Origin of the sequence: Nocardia sp. NPDC058114 (assembly GCF_042884695.1) — a bacterium.
Taxonomy (GTDB): Bacteria; Actinomycetota; Actinomycetes; order Mycobacteriales; family Mycobacteriaceae; genus Nocardia.
In genome coordinates, this window is record NZ_JBHVTK010000018.1 from 54917 (window position 1) to 73434 (window position 18518).

General features: G+C 67.6%; 17 protein-coding genes. 13 read left to right on the top strand and 4 right to left on the bottom strand.

Going from position 1 to position 18518, the window contains the following annotated elements:
* The first annotated feature begins 109 nt into the window (after window positions 1-109).
* On the top strand, window positions 110-1432 hold the full coding sequence (locus ACFVVI_RS34425; RefSeq protein WP_387449038.1) for an FHA domain-containing protein: 1323 nt from the start codon (window positions 110-112) through the stop codon (window positions 1430-1432).
* Between the two features lie 190 nt (window positions 1433-1622).
* Here ACFVVI_RS34425 and ACFVVI_RS34430 read toward each other — a convergent pair whose 3' ends face one another.
* Window positions 1623-3068: a metallopeptidase gene (locus ACFVVI_RS34430; RefSeq protein WP_378993588.1), complete on the bottom strand. Its 1446-nt coding sequence runs from the start codon at window positions 3066-3068 to the stop codon at window positions 1623-1625.
* Between the two features lie 107 nt (window positions 3069-3175).
* Here ACFVVI_RS34430 and ACFVVI_RS34435 point away from each other — a divergent pair, with 107 nt between their 5' ends.
* The 6 genes from ACFVVI_RS34435 (at window position 3176) to ACFVVI_RS34460 (ending at window position 10311) form a co-directional block, all read left to right on the top strand.
* Window positions 3176-5710 carry an ATP-binding cassette domain-containing protein gene (locus ACFVVI_RS34435; RefSeq protein ID WP_387449041.1) on the top strand — a complete coding sequence of 845 codons (2535 nt, stop codon included), beginning with the start codon at window positions 3176-3178 and terminating at the stop codon, window positions 5708-5710.
* A 70-nt stretch (window positions 5711-5780) separates the two neighbouring features.
* Window positions 5781-7139, top strand: coding sequence for a hypothetical protein (locus ACFVVI_RS34440; RefSeq protein WP_387449044.1), 1359 nt, complete (start codon window positions 5781-5783; stop codon window positions 7137-7139).
* Window positions 7140-7315: 176 nt separating this feature from the next.
* Complete coding sequence (gene rplM, locus ACFVVI_RS34445; protein ID WP_022567307.1) at window positions 7316-7759, top strand: 50S ribosomal protein L13; 444 nt, start codon at window positions 7316-7318, stop codon at window positions 7757-7759.
* Entirely contained in the window at window positions 7756-8280 is a 525-nt protein-coding gene (gene rpsI, locus ACFVVI_RS34450; protein WP_378993585.1) for a 30S ribosomal protein S9, read from the top strand. Before rplM ends, rpsI begins: the two co-directional genes overlap by 4 nt.
* A gap of 165 nt (window positions 8281-8445) precedes the next feature.
* Window positions 8446-9783, top strand: a complete 1338-nt coding sequence (glmM, locus tag ACFVVI_RS34455; protein WP_387449049.1) for a phosphoglucosamine mutase — start codon at window positions 8446-8448, stop codon at window positions 9781-9783.
* A gap of 165 nt (window positions 9784-9948) precedes the next feature.
* Window positions 9949-10311: a hypothetical protein gene (locus tag ACFVVI_RS34460; RefSeq protein WP_378662011.1), complete on the top strand. Its 363-nt coding sequence runs from the start codon at window positions 9949-9951 to the stop codon at window positions 10309-10311.
* Here the strand turns inward: ACFVVI_RS34460 and ACFVVI_RS34465 are convergent.
* Window positions 10308-10733 carry a hypothetical protein gene (locus ACFVVI_RS34465; protein ID WP_378993583.1) on the bottom strand — a complete coding sequence of 142 codons (426 nt, stop codon included), beginning with the start codon at window positions 10731-10733 and terminating at the stop codon, window positions 10308-10310. The two genes, ACFVVI_RS34460 and ACFVVI_RS34465, sit on opposite strands and share 4 nt — an antisense overlap.
* Window positions 10734-10736: 3 nt before the next feature.
* Window positions 10737-12377 (bottom strand): ABC-F family ATP-binding cassette domain-containing protein, encoded by a 1641-nt coding sequence (locus tag ACFVVI_RS34470; protein ID WP_378993582.1) that lies wholly within the window; start codon window positions 12375-12377, stop codon window positions 10737-10739.
* Between the two features lie 144 nt (window positions 12378-12521).
* Between ACFVVI_RS34470 and ACFVVI_RS34475 the strand changes: the two genes are divergently transcribed.
* The 5 genes from ACFVVI_RS34475 (at window position 12522) to ACFVVI_RS34495 (ending at window position 15569) form a co-directional block, all read left to right on the top strand.
* Window positions 12522-12713, top strand: coding sequence for a PspC domain-containing protein (locus ACFVVI_RS34475; protein WP_063057023.1), 192 nt, complete (start codon window positions 12522-12524; stop codon window positions 12711-12713).
* A 91-nt stretch (window positions 12714-12804) separates the two neighbouring features.
* Window positions 12805-13113 carry a DUF6802 family protein gene (locus ACFVVI_RS34480; protein WP_056818233.1) on the top strand — a complete coding sequence of 103 codons (309 nt, stop codon included), beginning with the start codon at window positions 12805-12807 and terminating at the stop codon, window positions 13111-13113.
* A gap of 130 nt (window positions 13114-13243) precedes the next feature.
* On the top strand, window positions 13244-13558 hold the full coding sequence (locus tag ACFVVI_RS34485; RefSeq protein ID WP_067448407.1) for a type VII secretion target: 315 nt from the start codon (window positions 13244-13246) through the stop codon (window positions 13556-13558).
* Between the two features lie 48 nt (window positions 13559-13606).
* Window positions 13607-15202, top strand: a complete 1596-nt coding sequence (locus ACFVVI_RS34490; protein WP_387449056.1) for a hypothetical protein — start codon at window positions 13607-13609, stop codon at window positions 15200-15202.
* Between the two features lie 25 nt (window positions 15203-15227).
* Window positions 15228-15569: a hypothetical protein gene (locus ACFVVI_RS34495; protein ID WP_387449059.1), complete on the top strand. Its 342-nt coding sequence runs from the start codon at window positions 15228-15230 to the stop codon at window positions 15567-15569.
* A 70-nt stretch (window positions 15570-15639) separates the two neighbouring features.
* On the opposite strand, the gene ACFVVI_RS34500 is transcribed toward ACFVVI_RS34495, so the two are convergent.
* Entirely contained in the window at window positions 15640-16494 is an 855-nt protein-coding gene (locus ACFVVI_RS34500) for a dienelactone hydrolase family protein (protein ID WP_378993577.1), read from the bottom strand.
* 36 nt (window positions 16495-16530) lie between these two features.
* Between ACFVVI_RS34500 and glmS the strand changes: the two genes are divergently transcribed.
* Complete coding sequence (gene glmS / locus ACFVVI_RS34505; RefSeq protein ID WP_378993576.1) at window positions 16531-18411, top strand: glutamine--fructose-6-phosphate transaminase (isomerizing); 1881 nt, start codon at window positions 16531-16533, stop codon at window positions 18409-18411.
* Window positions 18412-18518: the final 107 nt, after the last annotated feature.

Genomic DNA, 18518 nt, shown 5'->3' on the forward strand with positions numbered 1-18518 from the left:
TGAAGTTACCGGACCTACCCCGCCCAGGGGGACCTGATCGGGGTGCTTGCCATAGTCTGGATGACATGGCGACCCCCCTGCTGTGCAGTTCCGGTGGAGGCCGATACCTGTGAGGGATCGGCAGGTCGAAGTGGTGCTCGGAAGTCACGCGGTCGCACGGGTCGCGGGCGCGGTGATCGTGGTCGCGCATCGCGGACAGGGCAAGCTCACGCCCGGCGATACCGCGGCGATCGCGCTGGAATCGCTGGCGGAGTTGGTGCGTGACGCGCACGAGCAGGCGCCGTCGGGGCCGGGTTCGGTGGTGGCGCGCGAGGCGACGCGGTGGCTCATGAAGTACGCCGAGCAGATCTCGCCGGGCGTGCCGATCGATTTCGGGGTGCTCTCGGCCGCCGACAACGGTGGCGTGGCGATCTTCCTGCACGGTTCGGTGACGGCGGTGCTCGCCGACGACCACGGCCCGGAGTACTACCGCGGTAGTGACGCGGCGTTCACCGTCGACCGGGTCGCCTCCGAGCCCGCGAAGGCGGTCGCGCTGTTCGTCGACGACGCCAAGGGCCGCATCCCGGATCTGCCGCCGGAGCGCGGAATCGGTTGGCTGGTCGAGGGAATCGCGCAGGCAGGCGGGGCCGTGATGTGGTCCAACGATGTGCGCAGCCGGGTGCGCACCGCGGAACCGGTGGGCCGGACTCGCAGGCCGCCACCGCCTACCGCGCGTATCGATCGGGAACCACGTGCGGCGCAACCGGATTCACGACCCTCCGAGCAGCCCGCGACGGGGATGCAGCCGGCGACCTCGATGCTGGACGCTGTCACCGGCACCGCGCACGGCACGGTCGACACCCCCGTCGCCGACCCGCACAACGCCGAAACCCGGCTCTCCGGAACCAATCCCGCGCCCGAACCCGACCCCGACCTGCAGCGCAGGCTCGAAGCCACCGCCAAGTCGACGGTGCTGGCGGTGAAGGTGATGGGATTCAAGTGCGCGCGTGCGCATCCCAGCGATCCGCGCTCGGCGTTCTGCACGGTGTGCGGCATGCCGGTCGATCAGACCCAAGCGCTCGCCGAGGTGGTCCGCCCGCCGCTCGGCATGCTCGTGCTCGACGACGGCATGACCTATCTGATGGCCGCCGACGCGGTGATCGGGCGTGACCCGGAGAACTCCGACGCCGCCCAGCGCGGACTCATCCCGCTGCGCATCGACGACACCTCCGGCGGCATGTCGCGCGCGCATGCCGAAGTGCACCTGGTGAATTGGGACGTGCAGCTCATCGATCGCGGTTCCACCAACGGCACCCGCAGCCGGCACCCCGGCTACCGCGACTGGGTCCGCCTCACCCCGAATCAGCCGATGGTGCTCGTCCCCGGCACCGAGGTGATGATCGGCAACCGGGTGCTGCGCTACGAACCGGCCGCACCACCGCCCTTCGGCTGACAGCCCTCCACCGATCGCATTCCCGGCCCCGCACATCCCGACCCCGAGGAGGGATCCGCCGCGCAGCGGCGGGTTCGCGGCCGTCCCGTCGATCAGGCGCCGTTGCGTAGGCGACGAAGGAGCAAGCAACGGTGCCTGATCGACGGGACCGGCGGGGCCGCGAACTCGAGCGCGCCAGCGCTCCAACAACTCAGCTGTAGCGCGACAGGCAGGTGGTTTCGCCGTTGAGGACGCCCGCACGGAAGGCGTCGACGCGGGAGAACCCGCTGGGCACCGTGTTGCCCTCGGCGTCGCTGGCGGCCAGTCCGTCGGTGAGCAGGCCCGAGACCGCTTCGTCGAGATCGCCCGCCGACAGCTGGATGTCGCCCTGGGTGACCGGACGGCCGGGCTGGGCGAGTTTGCCGGTGACGACCCCGGACAGGCAGGCCGCGCGCAGTCCGGTCTTCGCGCCGGTCAGCTGCTGGCCGTGGCTGCGCTGCACGGCCAGGGTGTAGCGGGAGATGAAGACGACGTAGCCGTTGTAGTCGCCGCTGACCTTCACCGGCAGCGGGCCGTCGTCGTCGGTGTCGCTGGCCCCGCGTTCGGCCAGTCCGGGCACATCGGTGGCGATGGTGTTCTTGGCGGGGCAGTAGGTGACCGGTTCGGTGACCGCGCCGTCCTTGCAGTCGATGCGCGAGCCCGCGTAGTCGTAGGTCGGCGCGTCCTTCACCGGCAGGATGGCCTGGAGCGCCTTGCTCAGCTCGACGAGATTTTCCTTGGAGACGGGGTATTCGCCGCGCCCGCTGTCGCCGGAGAAACTCTGCGGCAGAGAGCCGCGGCGCGAGTCGATCTCGTCCTCGTCGATGCCCTTGCAGCCGCGCGGCCCGTCGGTGAACCCGATCTGGACCGCGGTGACGCGCTCGAAGGCCGAACCGTGCACGCTCTCCGGGTCGTCGGGATCGGAGTCGCGAATCGAAACAGTCGCGGCCAGAACGGAATTCAGGCCGTCGGAGGTGTTGATCGTGAAGTGCTTCGACTTGCCTTCCGCGACATGGCGCATGAACGCGCCCGCGAAGCAGTCGGCCTGCTGCTCCTTCACCAGGACCGGCGTCTTCTTGGTGACCATCTTGGCCATGCTCTGGATGGCGTGGCCGTATTCGTGAGCCAGCACCATCACCACCGACATCGTGCCGAAGGTCTCGCTCATGGTGGGCAGCAGCATCTCGCGGTCCCAGCCGATCGAGTTGTCGCTGCGGCAGTAGGCGGCATTGACCAGGTGGTAGGTGGTCTCCTTGCAGAATTCGACCGCCTGGCTGCGGGCCGCCCTGGCCTTCCAGGAGATCAGCTTCTCGACCGGGTCGAAGGTCTCGCCGGGGAACTCGGTACCGAAGCCCGCCTGCCAGTAGGACTGGATGTCGTCGATCGCGTTGAGCGCCAGCTGGTCCACCTCGCCGCCGTCGCCGTTGGACGCGGTGAGGGGCGAATCGGGAACCCCGGTGCGCGGGCCGTTCGGCCCACCGGTGGTCGGCAATCCCGCCACCTGGAACGGATCGTCGTAGATCGAGACCCCGTGCCCATCGATCGCCCGCGTGCACCCGACACCCATCAGCGCGCATAGCACGACAGAGATCGCAACGAACACTTGGGCTTTCGGCATACGTCCCCCTGGTCGGCCGGATACACGTGCAGGTCGATCGCCGGATCGGGCACAAAGCCGTCTCGGGGGCACCGCCGATGTCCGGGCGATGGCATAGTATCCGCTCCATGTCTTCACCGGGGGCGCAGACCATCACCGTGCGCCATGATGGAACCGAACGAGTCTTCGAAGCGAGTCAGCAGATCACCATGGGCCGCGCGCCCGAGGTCACCCTGTTCGTGGACAGTCCGCTGGTCTCTCGTGTGCACGCCACTCTTCGATTCAGCAACGGCGCGTGGGTGCTCGCCGACAACGGCAGTACCAACGGCGTCTTCGTCGACGCGCGCAGGCTCAACCAGCCCGTCTCGATCGATCGACCCACCCAGGTACGCCTGGGTGACGCGATCACCGGGCCGCTGCTGCACCTGGTCCCCGCGGCGCCTGGGGCGCGCCACGCGGCGACCATGGTCGCGCCGCCTTCGCAACCACAGCAACAGCCGCACCAGCAGCAACCTCACTATCAGCAGCCGCGTCCGCAGCAGCCGCATCCCGGCTTCCAGTCGCCGTCACGCCCGCAACAGCAGCAACCGCAATACGTTCCCACTTCGCAGCTGCCCGCGCAGCCGCAGGACAACATCAATATGACCCGCCGCGCCGATTCGTCCATGCTGCCGCCGGTCCGCAAGGCCGCCTCGACCGAACCGGTCGCGCGCGGTGACCGCATTCCGCCCGGTGGCCTGAGCATCGGCCGCACCTCGGACAACCAGATCGTCGTCAACGATCCGCTGGCCTCGCGTGCGCACGCGAAGCTGCTGGCCTCGCCCGAGGGCCTGGTGATCGAAGACCTCGGCTCGGCCAACGGCACCTTCGTCAACGGTCACCGCCAGCAGCGTTCGGTGCTGCGCGAGCGCGACATCGTCACCATCGGCAACATCGACTTCGTCGTCACCCAGGGGGCGCTGGCGCATCGGCAGAAGCCGGTCGCCGAGCAGGGCCTGTCGGTGCACGGGGTCGGGTTCACCGTCGAGAACAACAAGCAACTGCTCGTCGATGTGAACATGACGGCGGGGCGTGGCACGTTGACCGCGCTGATCGGACCGTCGGGCGCGGGCAAGTCGACGCTGTCGAAGCTGATCGCGGGCAATACCCAGCCCTCCGGTGGTGTGGTGACCTTCGAGGGCCGCAACCTGCACGCCGAATACGAGGCGCTGCGTTCGCGCATCGGCATGGTGCCCCAGGACGACGTGCTGCACCGTCAGCTCACGGTCCGCCAGGCGCTCGGCTTCGCCGCCGAGCTACGGCTGCCGCCCGATACCACCAAGTCCGACCGGCAGAAGGTGATCGACGGCGTGCTGCAAGAGCTCTCGCTCACCCAGCACGCCGATACCCGGGTGGACCGGCTCTCCGGTGGCCAGCGCAAGCGCGCGTCGGTGGCGATGGAGCTGCTCACCGGTCCGTCGCTGCTGATCCTCGACGAGCCGACCTCGGGTCTGGACCCGGCGCTGGATCGGCAGGTCATGCAGATGCTGCGCGAACTGGCCGACGCCGGTCGCGTGGTGATCGTGGTGACGCACTCGGTGGCCTGCCTGGATATGTGCGACCAGGTGGTGCTGCTGGCCCCCGGCGGTAAGACGGCGTTCGCCGGTCATCCGGGTGGGGTCGGCGCGGCGATGGGGACCAGCGACTGGGCGGAGATCTTCGCCGAGGTCGCGGCCAACCCTGATCAGGCCTTCGCGAAGTATCGGTCCCGGCAGGCCTATGTGCCGCCACCGCCGCCCGCGCAGCCGAACCGCGGCAACGTGGGCGCGCCGCCGCAATCGAGCGCGATGCGGCAGTTCAGCACGTTGTCTCGCAGGCAGTTGCGGTTGATCTTCTCCGACCGGGGATATCTGATCTTCCTGGTGGTGCTGCCCTTCATCCTCGGCGCGTTGTCGCTGGTGGTGCCGGGTAGTGACGGGTTCACGGCGGGCGCGCTGGTGCAGCTGCCCGACGGCTCGTTCGGGCGGGAGAGCGGCGGTGAGGCCCAGCAGTTGCTGGTGGTGCTCATCCTCGGCGCGTGCTTCATGGGCGCCACGCTCAGCGTGCGCGACCTGGTCGGCGAACGGTCGATCTTCCAGCGTGAGCGCGCGGTCGGCTTGCTGCCCTCGGCATACCTGATGGCCAAGATCGTCGTGTTCAGCGTGACCGCGTTCCTGCAGTCGGCGGTCCTGATCGGTATCACGTTCATCGGGAAGAAGCCGCCGGGCGCCGGTTCGCTGATTCCGAGCGGCAGCGTCGAGCTGTATTTCGATATCGCGATGACCGCGGTGTGCTGTGTGGTGTTCGGCCTGCTGATGTCGAGCCTGGCCAAGTCCAACGAGCAGGTCATGCCGATGCTCGTGGTGATGATCATGGTGCAGCTGGTGATGGCGGGTGGCCTGATCCCGGTGACCGACCGGGTCGGCCTCGAGCAGATCTCGTACCTGTTCCCCTCACGCTGGGGTTATGCGGCGGGCGCGTCGACGGTGGACCTGACGGAGCTGGTCTTCGGCTCGCAGGACGACCCACTCTGGGGGCACAGCGCGGGGATCTGGATCCTGGACATCGTGATGCTCATCGTGATCACCTCGATCCTCGCCCTGATCACCTGGAGCAGACTACGACTGAAGAAGTCGCAGGCATGATCCGCCAGGTCAGCATCGTTTCGGTGGGCAAGCTGCGCGTGTCTGTCGCCGACCGGGCACACTTGATCCTGTGACCGTTCGAGTTGGGGCCCTACATCTGGGGTGGGACGTGGTGTCCGTGGCCGCGGGTGGCGGCGCGACCCCGGTCCGCCCGGTACAGGTCGAGGGCACCTACACCCCGCCCGCCTACCTGCTCGCCGATGCCGCGGGCAGGTTGCACACCGCCGGTGTCGACCGGCAGCGCCCGGACCTGGGGATGGCGATCGCCGATGTGCGCGACATCCTCGGCCACCCACAGATCGTGATCGCCGGCGCCACCTGGCCCGCCGAACTCGTCTTCCGGGCCAGGCTCTACAACCCGCTGGCCGCGATCGGCAAGTACCTACAGGGCAAGCCGCAGCTGGTCGCGCTGCCGTATCCGGACAGCTGGCCCGAGGACAAGGTCGAGGTGTACGCGGCGCTCGTCGAACAGCTCGACGTGGTCGTGGAACCGCTGCCCGAAAGCGTCGCGCTCTCGGGTTACGTGCGCGCGCTCGGCCTGGTCTCCCCGCCCAGCGAGCGGCATCGCACCGGCATCGGCGCCACCGGGATCTACTCCGACGGTCGCTCGCTGCTGGTGGTCGCGGTGCACGGCGACGACGAGCAGCCGACCGAATCGACGGAGGTCTCGGTCAGTGCCGAGGCGCTGCGCGATGCCCGCACGGCCGACAACGTGGTGATCGAGGCGATGGCCGCGGCCCGTTCGATCGGGGCGGACACCTCGACGGTGCTGCTCGCGGGCAACGTCTGCTTCAACGACGCGCTGCGCTTCGCCTTCCAGAACCACCTGGGCCAGCGCCTGCACGTGGCCGATCATCCGATGCACGCGCTGGTCCTCGGCGCCGCGCATCTGCTGGTCACCGAGCCCGATCTCGACGACGAGGAGGACGACTATCCGGACTCGGGACATCCGGGTCAGGCAGTCGCCGCACAGGTCGGGTGGGGTGCCCAACCCACCGCACCGCCAGCCGCCCAGCCGCCCGGACCGGCCGGGTTCGTCGCCGGTCCGCCCACCGCGCAACCGCCGCAGCCGTCAGGTCCACCCGCTCGTGCGCCGCGGCACGCGCTCGAACACGACGATGCCGAGGACGACGACCGCCGCGGCAAACTGCTCGGCAAGGTGAAGAAGGGCTTCTTCGGCGCACCGGCCGTGGTCGGCGCGCTGGCGCTGGTCGCGCTCCAGCCGGATCCCGCCGTCGCCGCGGCCGCCGAACCGGTGAGTTGCGCGTTCACTCCGTACGCGAACACGGTCCCGCGCGAGGGCATCGAGACCGCGCGTGGCCTGCTGGTCGACGACTCCGCCTGCGTCACCCCCGGCATCGATACTTTGCGCTACCTGATTCCCGGTCCCGCGCGTGCGACCGACCCGGGTCCGCCGGTCGTGATCTAGCCTCGCCCGATTACGGGTCGGTGATGCGTGGCTGGTATCGTTGCCCGTTGGCGTGTGGAACGCCGAACCGTTCGCGGATCGGCGTCTCCTCGATGTCCTGGGTCTCCACCGGCCGCCAGGACAGCCTCGATCCACACATCAGGGCCGGCAACACCGACGACAGACAGGGAACGACTGTGCCTACGTACAGCCCCAAGGCGGGTGACGTCACCCGTAAGTGGTACGTCATCGACGCCACTGACGTAGTCCTCGGCCGTCTCGCCGTGCAGGCCGCTGGCCTGCTGCGCGGCAAGGGCAAGCCGACCTACGCACCCCACGTCGATGGTGGCGACTTCGTCATCATCATCAACGCGGACAAGGTTGCCATCTCCGGCAACAAGAAGCAGGACAAGCTCATCCACCACCACAGCGGACACCCGGGCGGCCTCAAGTCGCGCACTGTCGGCGAGGTGTTGGCGACCCGTCCCGATCGTCTCGTGGAGAAGGCCGTCAAGGGCATGATCCCGAAGAACAAGCTGGGTAACGCGATCGCGGGCAAGCTGAAGGTCTACGCAGGCCCGAACCACCCCCACGCCGCGCAGCAGCCGGTTCCGTTCGAGATCAAGCAGGTGGCCCAGTGACCGCTCCTGAAGAGTTCGCAGCCGAAGAGTTCGACGCCACCGATGAGGTCGTAGTCGAGATCGTCGAAGACGGCGAAGGCTACGCCGAAGGCGAGTACGTCGAGGAAGAGCTGGCCTTCGAGCCGATCGGCCTCGACCGCCCGGTGCAGACCGTCGGCCGCCGTAAGGAAGCCGTCGTTCGCGTTCGCCTGGTGCCCGGTTCGGGCAACTTCGAGCTCAACGGCCGCACCATCGAGGATTACTTCCCGAACAAGGTGCACCAGCAGCTCGTGAAGTCCCCGCTGGTCCTCGTCGAGCGGGTCGAGAACTTCGACATCTTCGCTCGCCTGGTCGGTGGCGGCCCGTCGGGTCAGGCAGGCGCCCTGCGTCTGGCCATCGCCCGCGCGCTGATCGAGGTCACCCCGGACGACCGTCCCGCGCTCAAGCGGGCCGGCTTCCTGACGCGTGACCCGCGTGCCACCGAGCGTAAGAAGTACGGCCTGAAGAAGGCCCGTAAGGCGCCTCAGTACTCGAAGCGCTGATTTACGCACTGTCGACTCTCGGCTTTCGCATACGCTGGGTATGCTGCCCGCGCGAGTGGGGATGAGCCTGGTCGGCGGAGCGTGTGTGCAAGAGCAGGCTTCCAGCACCGCTGGTCGCCTGCTCTTGTGCTGTATTCGGGGACCTACTACTGGTAGAGGGTTTTTATGGGACGGCTATTCGGCACAGACGGTGTTCGCGGACTCGCCAACGAGTCGCTGAGCCCGGAACTGGCGATGCGCGTCGCCGCCGCGGCAGCGCAGGTGCTCTCGCGCGGCAAGAAGCGCCCGGTGGCGGTGCTCGGTCGCGATCCGCGCGCCAGCGGCGAGATGCTCGAGGCCGCGGTCACCGCGGGCCTGACCTCCGTCGGCGTCGATGTCCTCTCGGTAGGCGTGCTGCCCACCCCGGCCGTGGCCTACCTGACCGGCCTGTACGACGCGTGCTTCGGCGTGATGATCTCCGCCTCGCACAACCCCATGCCCGACAACGGCATCAAGATCTTCGCGGCGGGCGGGCACAAGCTCGACGACGCCATCGAGGCCCGGATCGAAGCCCTGATCGCCGAAGGCGTCACCGTGCGCCCGACCGGCGCGGGCATCGGCCGCGTGCGTGGCGACTACACCGTCGAGGGCACCCACGAGCGCTATGTCGAGCATCTGCTCGAATCCACCAGCCAGGACCTGTCCTCGCTGACCGTCGTCGTCGACTGCGCGCACGGTGCGGCCGCCGAGGTCGCCCCGCAGGTGTACCGGGAGGCGGGCGCGACGGTGATCGCGATCAACGCCGAACCCAACGGGCTCAACATCAATGACGGGTGCGGTTCCACGCACCTGGACACCGTGCGGCGCGCGGTCCTCGACCACGGCGCCGACCTGGGCATCGCGCTCGACGGTGACGCCGATCGTTGCCTCGCCGTCGATGCCGCGGGCGAGATCGTCGACGGTGACGCGATCATGGCGGTACTCGCGCTGGCGATGCGCGACGCGGGCGAGCTGGTCGACGACACCCTCGTCGCCACCGTGATGAGCAACCTCGGCCTGCACATCGCGATGCGTGCCGCCGAGATCACCGTGATCACCGCCGCTGTCGGCGATCGGTACGTGCTCGAGGAGTTGCGTCGCGGCGGATACAGCCTGGGCGGGGAACAGTCCGGGCATGTGGTGTTCCCGCGGTTCGGTACCACCGGGGACGGGGTGCTCACCGGCCTGCGGTTGATGGCGCGGATGGCGCAGAGCGGCCGCTCGCTGGCCTCGCTGGCTTCGGTGATGACCACGGTGCCGCAGGTGTTGATCAATGTCGCGGTGTCGGACAAGGGTGCTGTCGCTGTCGCTCCCGAGGTGCTGGACGCTGTCGCGGAGGCCGAGCGGATCCTCGGGGACACCGGGCGGGTTCTGTTGCGGCCCAGCGGGACCGAGCAGTTGGTGCGCGTGATGGTGGAGGCCACCGATCCCGCGCAGGCGCGTCAGCTGGCCGATGATCTGGCCAAGCGGGTCGCCGCGGTCTAGTCGCCGGGACCCGGACGACGGGTCGGCGATCGGTGCTGTGGCGTGTTCCACCGGGCCCCACTAGTATCGGGATACGCCGTCTGGACCTGTGTGCCCGTGGCGCGTGTGTGCTGCTCGGCGCAGGCGGTTATTTTGGCGCGCAGCACGATTCGAAGGGGGCCGATCATGGTTCCGCCGCTGCCTGCCCGCAACTACCAGGACCAGTACCCGTACGAGTACGGCGAAGCCGACCAGCCACACCGCTGTGGTGGGGCCTGCGGGCGACCGGGGTGCCGCGAAGTGCCGCAAGGGTATTCGCACACTGTGCCGATCCGGGACGAAGGCTACGGGCAGTCCGCCTATGAGCCGGTCGCCGAGGCGCCACGCACCCGCGCGTTCGCGGCGCCGCGGGTGCCGCGCTCGCGGTCGTTCATCGCCGTGGTCGCGGTGCTCGGTGTCACCTTCGGCGTCGGCCTGATCGGGGCCAAGCTCGGCTCCGACATCGACCTGTTCGGTGCGGCCGAGCCCGCTGTAGTGCAGTCGCTCTAGAACTGTCCGGCGACGAATCCGCTGAACAGCACCCCGAAACCACCGATCTCGCCCACGATCAGCCCGTACATCGACAGCCGTAGTTCGGCGGGAATCCTCCCGTCGAACTGATTGGTGGTGTCCCGGCGCAGCCCGTGCAGGGCGTAACTGGCGATCGCACCGGCGAAGAACGCGAGCACCACCAGGTCGGCGGTCAGATTGACGATCGTCGGCCAGGCGCTGAGCTCGGTGAACACCGCGAGCAGGATCCCCGCGAAGGAGTACATCAGCGCGGCGCGGTGGGCGATGTCGACATAGACGTGCGCCGCGCCGTCAGTCCGGATGCCGTGGTACTTCCACACCCCGAGCAGCAACGCGCTCAGGAAGAGGAATCCGGTGACGAGCAGGGTGATTCGGGTGTCGATGCCCAATGCGTAGTCCATGCGTCATTCCTCGCTGAGAAGCCCACCGGACATGTGCCAACGACGGGTCGCACGAACAGAATCCAGCATCCGGCGATCGTGCGTCACCAGAATCAACGTGCCGGTGAAGGATTCGACGGCCTGTTCGAGCTGTTCGATGGCGGGCAGGTCGAGGTGGTTGGTCGGCTCGTCGAGAACCAGCAGGTTCACCCCGCGCGCCTGGAGCAGGGCCAAGGCCGCGCGGGTGCGTTCACCGGGGGACAGGGTGTCGCACGCACGCGTCACGTGCGGCCCGCGCAGGCCGAATTTGGCCAGTAGCGTGCGGACTTCGGCGTCGGGCCAGTCGGGCATCGCCGCGGCGAAGGTGTCGGCCAGCGCGTCGTCGCCACGGAACAGCCCGCGGGCCTGGTCGACCTCGCCGATCTCCACGCCGGAACCCAGTGCGGCGGTACCGGAATCCGGGGCGATCTTGCCGAGCAGCAGGCCGAGCAGGGTCGACTTGCCCGAGCCGTTGGCGCCGGTGAGCACGATCCGGTCGGCCCAATCGATCTGGGTGGTGATCGGGCCGAGGGTGAATTCGCCGCGCGTGAGGGTGGCGTTGTTGGCGGTCGCGACCACCGCGCCGCTGCGTGGGGCGGTGGCGATCTCCATCCGCAGCTCCCACTCCTTGCGCGGCTCGTCGACCACGTCGAGGCGTTCGATCCGGCGCTGGGTCTGACGGGCCTTGGCGGCCTGCTTCTCGGTGGATTCCGCGCGGGTCTTGCGACCCATCTTGTCGGAGTCGTTCTTGCCCTTGCGGCGGGCGTTGCGCACCCCGTGCTCGAGCCAGTTGCGCTGCATCTGCGCGCGCGACTCCAAACCCGCTTTGGTGTCGGCGAATTCGTCGTAGGCCTCGCGGGCGTGCTTGCGGGCGATCTCGCGTTCGGCGAGGTAGGCGTCGTAGCCGCCGTCGTAGAAACCGGTTTGCTGCTGCGCCAGATCGAGTTCGAGGACGCTGTTCACGGTGCGCGCCAAGAACTCTCGATCGTGGCTGATCACCATCAGCGGTACGCGCACCCCGGTGACGAACCGTTCCAGCCGGTCGAGGCCGTCGAGATCGAGGTCGTTGGTCGGCTCGTCGAGCAGCAGAATGTCGAAGCGCGACAACAACACCGAGGCCAGCCCCGCGCGTGCCGCCTGGCCGCCGGACAGGCCCGTCATCGGGGTGTCGAGCCCACCGGCCAAGCCGTGGGTCAGCCCGAGGTCCGCGGCGACCTCTTCGGCGCGCTGATCGAGATCCGCGCCACCCAACGCCAGCCAATGTTCCAGCGCGGGCGAGTAGTCGTCGTCGCCACCGTCGCCGAGGCGTTCGGCCGCCGCGTCCATCACCTGCTGGGCGTGTGCGACACCGGTTCGGCGCGAAAGGAATTCGAGCACCGTCTCGCCCTCGATGCGCTCCGGTTCCTGGGTCAGATAACCCACGGTCGCGTCGGGCGGACTCAACGCGATGGTGCCCTCGCCCGGTTCCCGCTCGGCCAGCATCCGCAGCAGCGTCGACTTGCCCGCGCCGTTCACCCCGACCAGCCCGATCACATCGCCGGGGGCGAGAGTGAAATCGAGGTCGGCGAACAGGGTCCGTTCGGCGTGCCCCGCGGAGAGGCCACTGGCGTGCAATGTCGTGCTCACCTCGACGATTGTGCCCGTCTCGGGGTCTGACCCTGAGGTCGGGGCCTGTCGAAATCAGGGTGCGGATGGGTCTGTGGACCGATGCGGGCGGGCGTGCTCCGACGGCACAGTGGAGACATCACCGCTCCACAGGAAGGCAACACCATGACCGCCCCCGCCCGCCGCCTCACCCGTTCGACCAGCAACAAGTGGATCGCAGGCGTCTGCGGCGGCCTCGCCGAACGCTACGGCTGGAACCCCAACGTCGTCCGCCTGGTCTTCGTCGTGTCCTGCCTGCTGCCCGGCCCGCAGTTCCTGATCTACCTGGCGATGTGGATCCTCATCCCGAACAAGTAGCCCCGAACCCCCCGGCGCCCGCTCGCGGATGACAAGATGGTGGCAACCCCGCCACGTCGTCATCCGCGAGTTTTCCGTTGGAGGAGCAGTCATGGTCACCTCGGGTGAGTTCCCCGGCCTCGGCCTACCCGACATCGACGCCCACTCGTCCCTGGGCGGCCTCGGCCCCGTCGAGCTGAACAACCCATCCCTCGACCTCGACCACGACGGCGTCGTCGACTCCCTCTCCACCGGCGATGCCGACTCGACCAGCATCTGGTCCGACTACGACCACGACGGCCTCGCCGATCACGTCACCGTCGTCGAGGAAGACGGCGACTACGCCGCCTGGGAATACCACCGTCATCCCGACGGCACGTCGGAGTGGCGCAAGACCGACCAGGGGAACCTGGAGAAGTAGCGCACCAGGGTGCCGCTGTGATCGAATCCGAGCACAGCGGCATTCGTCGTGTGATCGTGGAACCGATCCGGGTCGTGGCGCGTCTAAGGGAGTAGTGCGCCTGCCGGCGCTTGACCAGAAGGAGGGGGAAGTGGGCGATTCAGTAACGGTCGATCCGACGGCTCTGCGTAAGGCTGCGTCGAACCTGAAGGCGTCGGCGGCTGATATCGGGACGTGCTCTGCCGACGTCAAGGGCTGGTCCTTCACCGCCGCGCAAGCCGGTCGCGACTACGGTGCCGAGGGGACGAAGGTCGGGGGCGTGATCGGCAAGGTCGAGACGTGGTTGAAGAACTGGCAGACCGCGATCGACAAGACGGGCGTGCAGTTCGGTACCAGTGCGGATACGTACGCGACGGTCGACGATGCCAACGTCAAGAAGATAACCGCTGCTGGGGTGAACCTTTGATGCGCGCGTTCGTATCCACATGTTCGGCCGTGGTGTCCGGGGGCGTTCATGGCTGACTCCCCGACCTGGGCCAGTATTCCCACCGGTGGTAGCGCAGACGAGATGCTCGACCTGGGGGCGGAAGGTTTGCAGTATTTCGTCGAATACCTACCTCGCTATGGAAAAGCATCAGCGGTTGCGCACGCTCCTGCTAGGTCAGAACTGCTGGCGGGGGCAAATGGGGATTTCGATTCGATCTATGCGAAATACGACACCGAACGTGGCATGGATATCGCGGCAATCGATCGAATGTCTGCGGCTTTGTCCAAGGTGATGGCTAAATTGCCCGCTGAGATCGACGAACAGCGGCGGCAGCTCTCGGCATTGCCGTCGATATGGCAGGGGCAGGCAGCTGACACCGCATCCAATATGCTGAATGCGCAGATTCTCCGTGCCGAGCAAGATCGCATCGAAGCTGCGACGATATCGCTGGAGCTCAGTTATGTGGCGACTGCGCTGCGAACTGCCGTACGGCACAAAGCGGTTACGGTCCAAAGCTTTTGGTCTCCCAATACGCCTGATATCCCCCAGCAGAACAGCAGCGGGATGAGCCGCACTGCGATCGATGATTACATACAAGAGGTGTCGTCCAACCCGGATTCTGATGCGGGCAAGAAGGCCAAGCAGTGGTTGGTCGATATCTTCATGCCGCACGTCAACGCGACATACGATAAATTCATTCAGCTTTGCAAAGAAGTCGACACCGAGGTTCGTCGGATTTACGGCGTTCTTGTCGAAGCCTTGAACGGACTCGATACCGGCGCATACCCGATGCCGCAGGATTCCAGCAAGCCGCAGACACCCGTGACGACGCAGCAGCCTCAGACGAAAGATACGTCGAAGGGTGACACGTCGACCGGTGGCACACCGTCGACAACGGAGGACACGTCGACCAAGGCGGCGACCACCGAGGACCCGTCGACCACCAAGGACGACGATGACGATGACGATGACGACGATGATGACATCACCGATACGATCAGCGAAATCACCGATACCGTCAGCGAAGTGATGACCGGTCTCACGTCGCTCGTGTCATCGGTGAGTGAACTCGAATCGCTCGTCACGAGTACGGCGGAGACGATCAGTTCCGGCCTCACCTCGCTCAGTACCTCGGTCCAGGAGGGTTTCGCGTCGATTTCGAGCCAGTTGAGCAGCTTGATGTCCGGTGGCGCGACATTCGACCTGAACGGCACCCAGGTCAGTGTGGGAACCGATGCGAACGGCCAGCTCACGGTGAGTACCACCGACTCTGCCGGGAACTCGCACGAATACGGCATGACGCTCGATGCCAACGGCATTCCAGTGATCAGCGACGAGCAGACCAGCGGCGAAATCGGTTCGGGCACACCGGAGACCGGCACGGGCCAAGGGCCGACCGGTCTCGAAGACGCTGACGAGGGGACGTCCTCGGGTGCGACACCGAACCCGACCGGTTCCCTCGACGCCAAAGGCTATGCCGCGGAGAACATGCCGGGGGCGGGCTCCACGCCGAGTGCGGACAACGAGCCCGACGGTGAACATTGGGCGGAAGAATATCCGGTGAGCCAGCAACCCGATCCGGGTGACTCCGGTGCGGTCCTGGCGGAGGCGGGGCCGCTGTGAATCAACGAATTGAGGGGGTTTCGTCATGAGTCGATCACGGATCGAAGAAGGCGCCTACGATTTCCTTCGCCGGGTGCAGATTCTGGACTACGAGTACGACGAAATGCGCAACAGCCTCGCCGTACACAACAACGGTCACGAGATCCTCGCCGAGATTCAAGCGGCCAGGGAACGCGAAGCTGCCGAGGCCGAAGAGCGGGCACGGCTCGAAGCGGAGGAACGCGAGCGTCAGGAGGCCGCGGCCAGGGAGCAGCGCGAAGCCATCGCACGGTCTATCGCCGCTCGACGGGCCAATGACCGCGCTGCTCCGCTGGACGACGACGATCCTGAAGCCGAGTACTACCAGCGCAAGAGCTGGCTGGTCTGATCACCGGCGCCAGGCCGAATACGGAGGGTGATCGCGCCGGGCCGGCGTCGCTCGGACGGCCCGGGCGCTTCTAGCCGCGGATGAGTTTGGCGACTGTGCCGATGGACAACTTGGGCGCCTCGACCTCGACCTCGGCGTGGGGGTCGACGACCTTGGTGTGGGGGATCTCGGCTTCCGGGTCGGCGAAGATCGCGTACTTCTTGTCGGCGAGAAGGGTGGCGAGCAGGTAGCCGGTGACCAGGGCTCGGGTGGCCTTGTCGGTTTTGTGTTCGTAGCGGCCCGCGCCGAGGGCGGCGAAGAGGCGGCGGCCCTCGATGATGCCGTTGTGCGAGGCGCCGTCGAGGGTGCGCAGGATCGACGGGCCCGACCAGGCGGCGGCGAGGGCGCGGGCATTGGAGCTGACCGAGTCGAGGTCGTCGCCGGTCAGGATCAGGCCGGGCGCGTCGATGTCGGGGGCGATGTTCTCCGCGGCGGGGGAGGTGGGGGCCGGGAAGAGCGCTACGACGGCGGCTACCCGGCGTTGAGCCGCGGCGATCACCGCGGCGCCCGCCCCCATGCCGTGGCCGGCGAGGGCGAGGCGGTCGGGGTGGACGCTGATGGTGCCGTCACCGAGGCGGACCTTGCTCACGATGTCGAGCGTGGTGAGCAAGTCGGTGCCGAGGTCCAGATGTGACGGAATCGGGCCACGCTCGGTGTCGGGCGCGGCGACCACGAAACCCCACGACGCGATGTGTTCGAGCAGGCTCTTGTAGTTCTCGGCGCTGGTCAGCCAGCCGTGCGCGAACGCGACAGCGGGCAGGTTCAGCCCGGACTCGGGCGTGTACACCACACCCGGCTGACCTGCGATCCCTAAGTTCCCACGCAGCACCCGGTGGGGGCCGCGCACGGACAGGGTGCTCACGAGCGATTTTGCAGACACCGACACGGCGAGAAGAGTATCCGATCAGTAGGGTGGGGGACCATGTGCGGAATCGTGGGGTACGTCGGATACCGGGATGCGCTGGGCGTTGTCGTCGACGCGCTGCGACGCATGGAGTATCGCGGATACGACTCCGCGGGGGTCGCGATCCTCGATGGAAACGGTGCTCTGGCGGTCGAACGTAAGGCCGGGCGGCTGGCCAATCTGGAAGCCGAACTGGGCGAGGCGGGGACCGAGCGTTTCGCCGGGTCGACCGGGATGGGGCACACCCGCTGGGCCACCCACGGCGCGCCGACCGACCGCAACGCGCACCCCCACCGCGACCTCTCCGGCAAGCTCGCCGTCGTCCACAACGGCATCATCGAGAACTTCGCGCCGCTGCGCCGCGAGCTCGAAGATGTGGGTGTGGAGCTGCTGAGCGACACCGATACCGAGGTCGCGGTGCACCTGGTTTCGCGCGCGTACGCCGACGGCCCTACCGCGGGCGACTTCACCGCGAGTGTCCACGCCGTGTTGCAGCGGCTCGAGGGCGCGTTCACGCTGGTGTTCACCCATGCGGACCATCCCGGCACGATCGTGGCGGCTCGCCGGTCGACGCCGCTGGTCGTCGGGGTCGGCGAGGGTGAGATGTTCATCGCCTCCGATGTCACCGCGTTCATCGAGCACACCCGTGAGGCGGTCGAGCTCGGGCAGAACCAGGCCGTGGTGATCACGAAGGACGGTTACAGCGTCACCGACTTCGCGGGCAACACCGACGGTGTGGTCAGCCGGCCGTTCACCATCGACTGGGACCTCGCCGCCGCGGAGAAGGGCGGCCACGACTACTTCATGCTCAAGGAGATCGAGGAGCAGCCCACCGCCGTCGCCGACACCCTGATGGGGCATTTCGTCGTCGACGAGAAGGGCGGCCGGATCGTCCTCGACGAACAGCGCCTCGCCGACCAGGAGCTGCGCGAGTTCGACAAGGTGTTCGTCGTGGCGTGCGGCAGTTCGTACCACGCCGGCCTGCTCGCCAAGTACGCGATCGAGCACTGGACCCGGGTGCCGGTGGAGGTGGAGCTCGCCAGCGAATTCCGTTACCGCGACCCGGTTCTCGACCGGTCGACGCTGGTGGTGGCGATCTCGCAGTCCGGTGAAACCGCCGACACACTCGAAGCGGTGCGCCACGCCAAGGAGCAGAAGGCGCGCGTGCTGGCCATCTGCAACACCAACGGGGCGCAGATTCCGCGCGAGTCCGACGCGGTGATCTACACGCGGACCGGGCCCGAGATCGGTGTCGCCTCGACCAAGGCGTTCCTGGCGCAGGTGGCTGCCAACTATCTGGTCGGTCTGGCACTGGCGCAGGCGCGCGGGACCAAGTACCCCGACGAGGTGGCTCGCGAGTTCGCCGAACTGGAATCGATGCCGAAGCTGATCGCCCGGGTGCTCGAGACCGCGCCACAGGTGCGGGCCATCGCGCGCGAGCTGGCGCATGTGCCGACGGTGCTGTTCCTCGGTCGCCACGTGGGTTATCCGGTGGCGCTCGAAGGCGCGCTCAAGCTCAAGGAACTGGCCTACATGCATGCTGAGGGCTTCGCCGCGGGCGAGCTCAAGCACGGGCCGATCGCGCTGATCGAAGAGGGCCTGCCGGTGATCATCGTGATGCCGTCGCCGAAGGGGCGCGCGGTGCTGCATTCCAAGCTGCTCAGCAACATTCGCGAGATCCAGGCGCGCGGTGCTCGCACGATCGTGATCGCCGAAGAGGGCGATGACACCGTGCGCCCGTTCGCCGACGACCTGATCGAGATCCCGGCCGCCCCGACCCTGTACCAGCCGTTGCTGTCCACGGTGCCGCTGCAGATCTTCGCCGCCGAGGTGGCCCAGACCCTGGGCTACGACGTGGACAAGCCCCGCAACCTGGCCAAGTCGGTCACCGTCGAATAAAGGCCCGACCAAGCCCCGCACATCCCGACCCCGAGGAGGGATCCGCCGCGCAGCGGCGGGTTCGCGGCCGTCCCGTCGATCAGGCGCCGTTGCGTAGGCGACGAAGG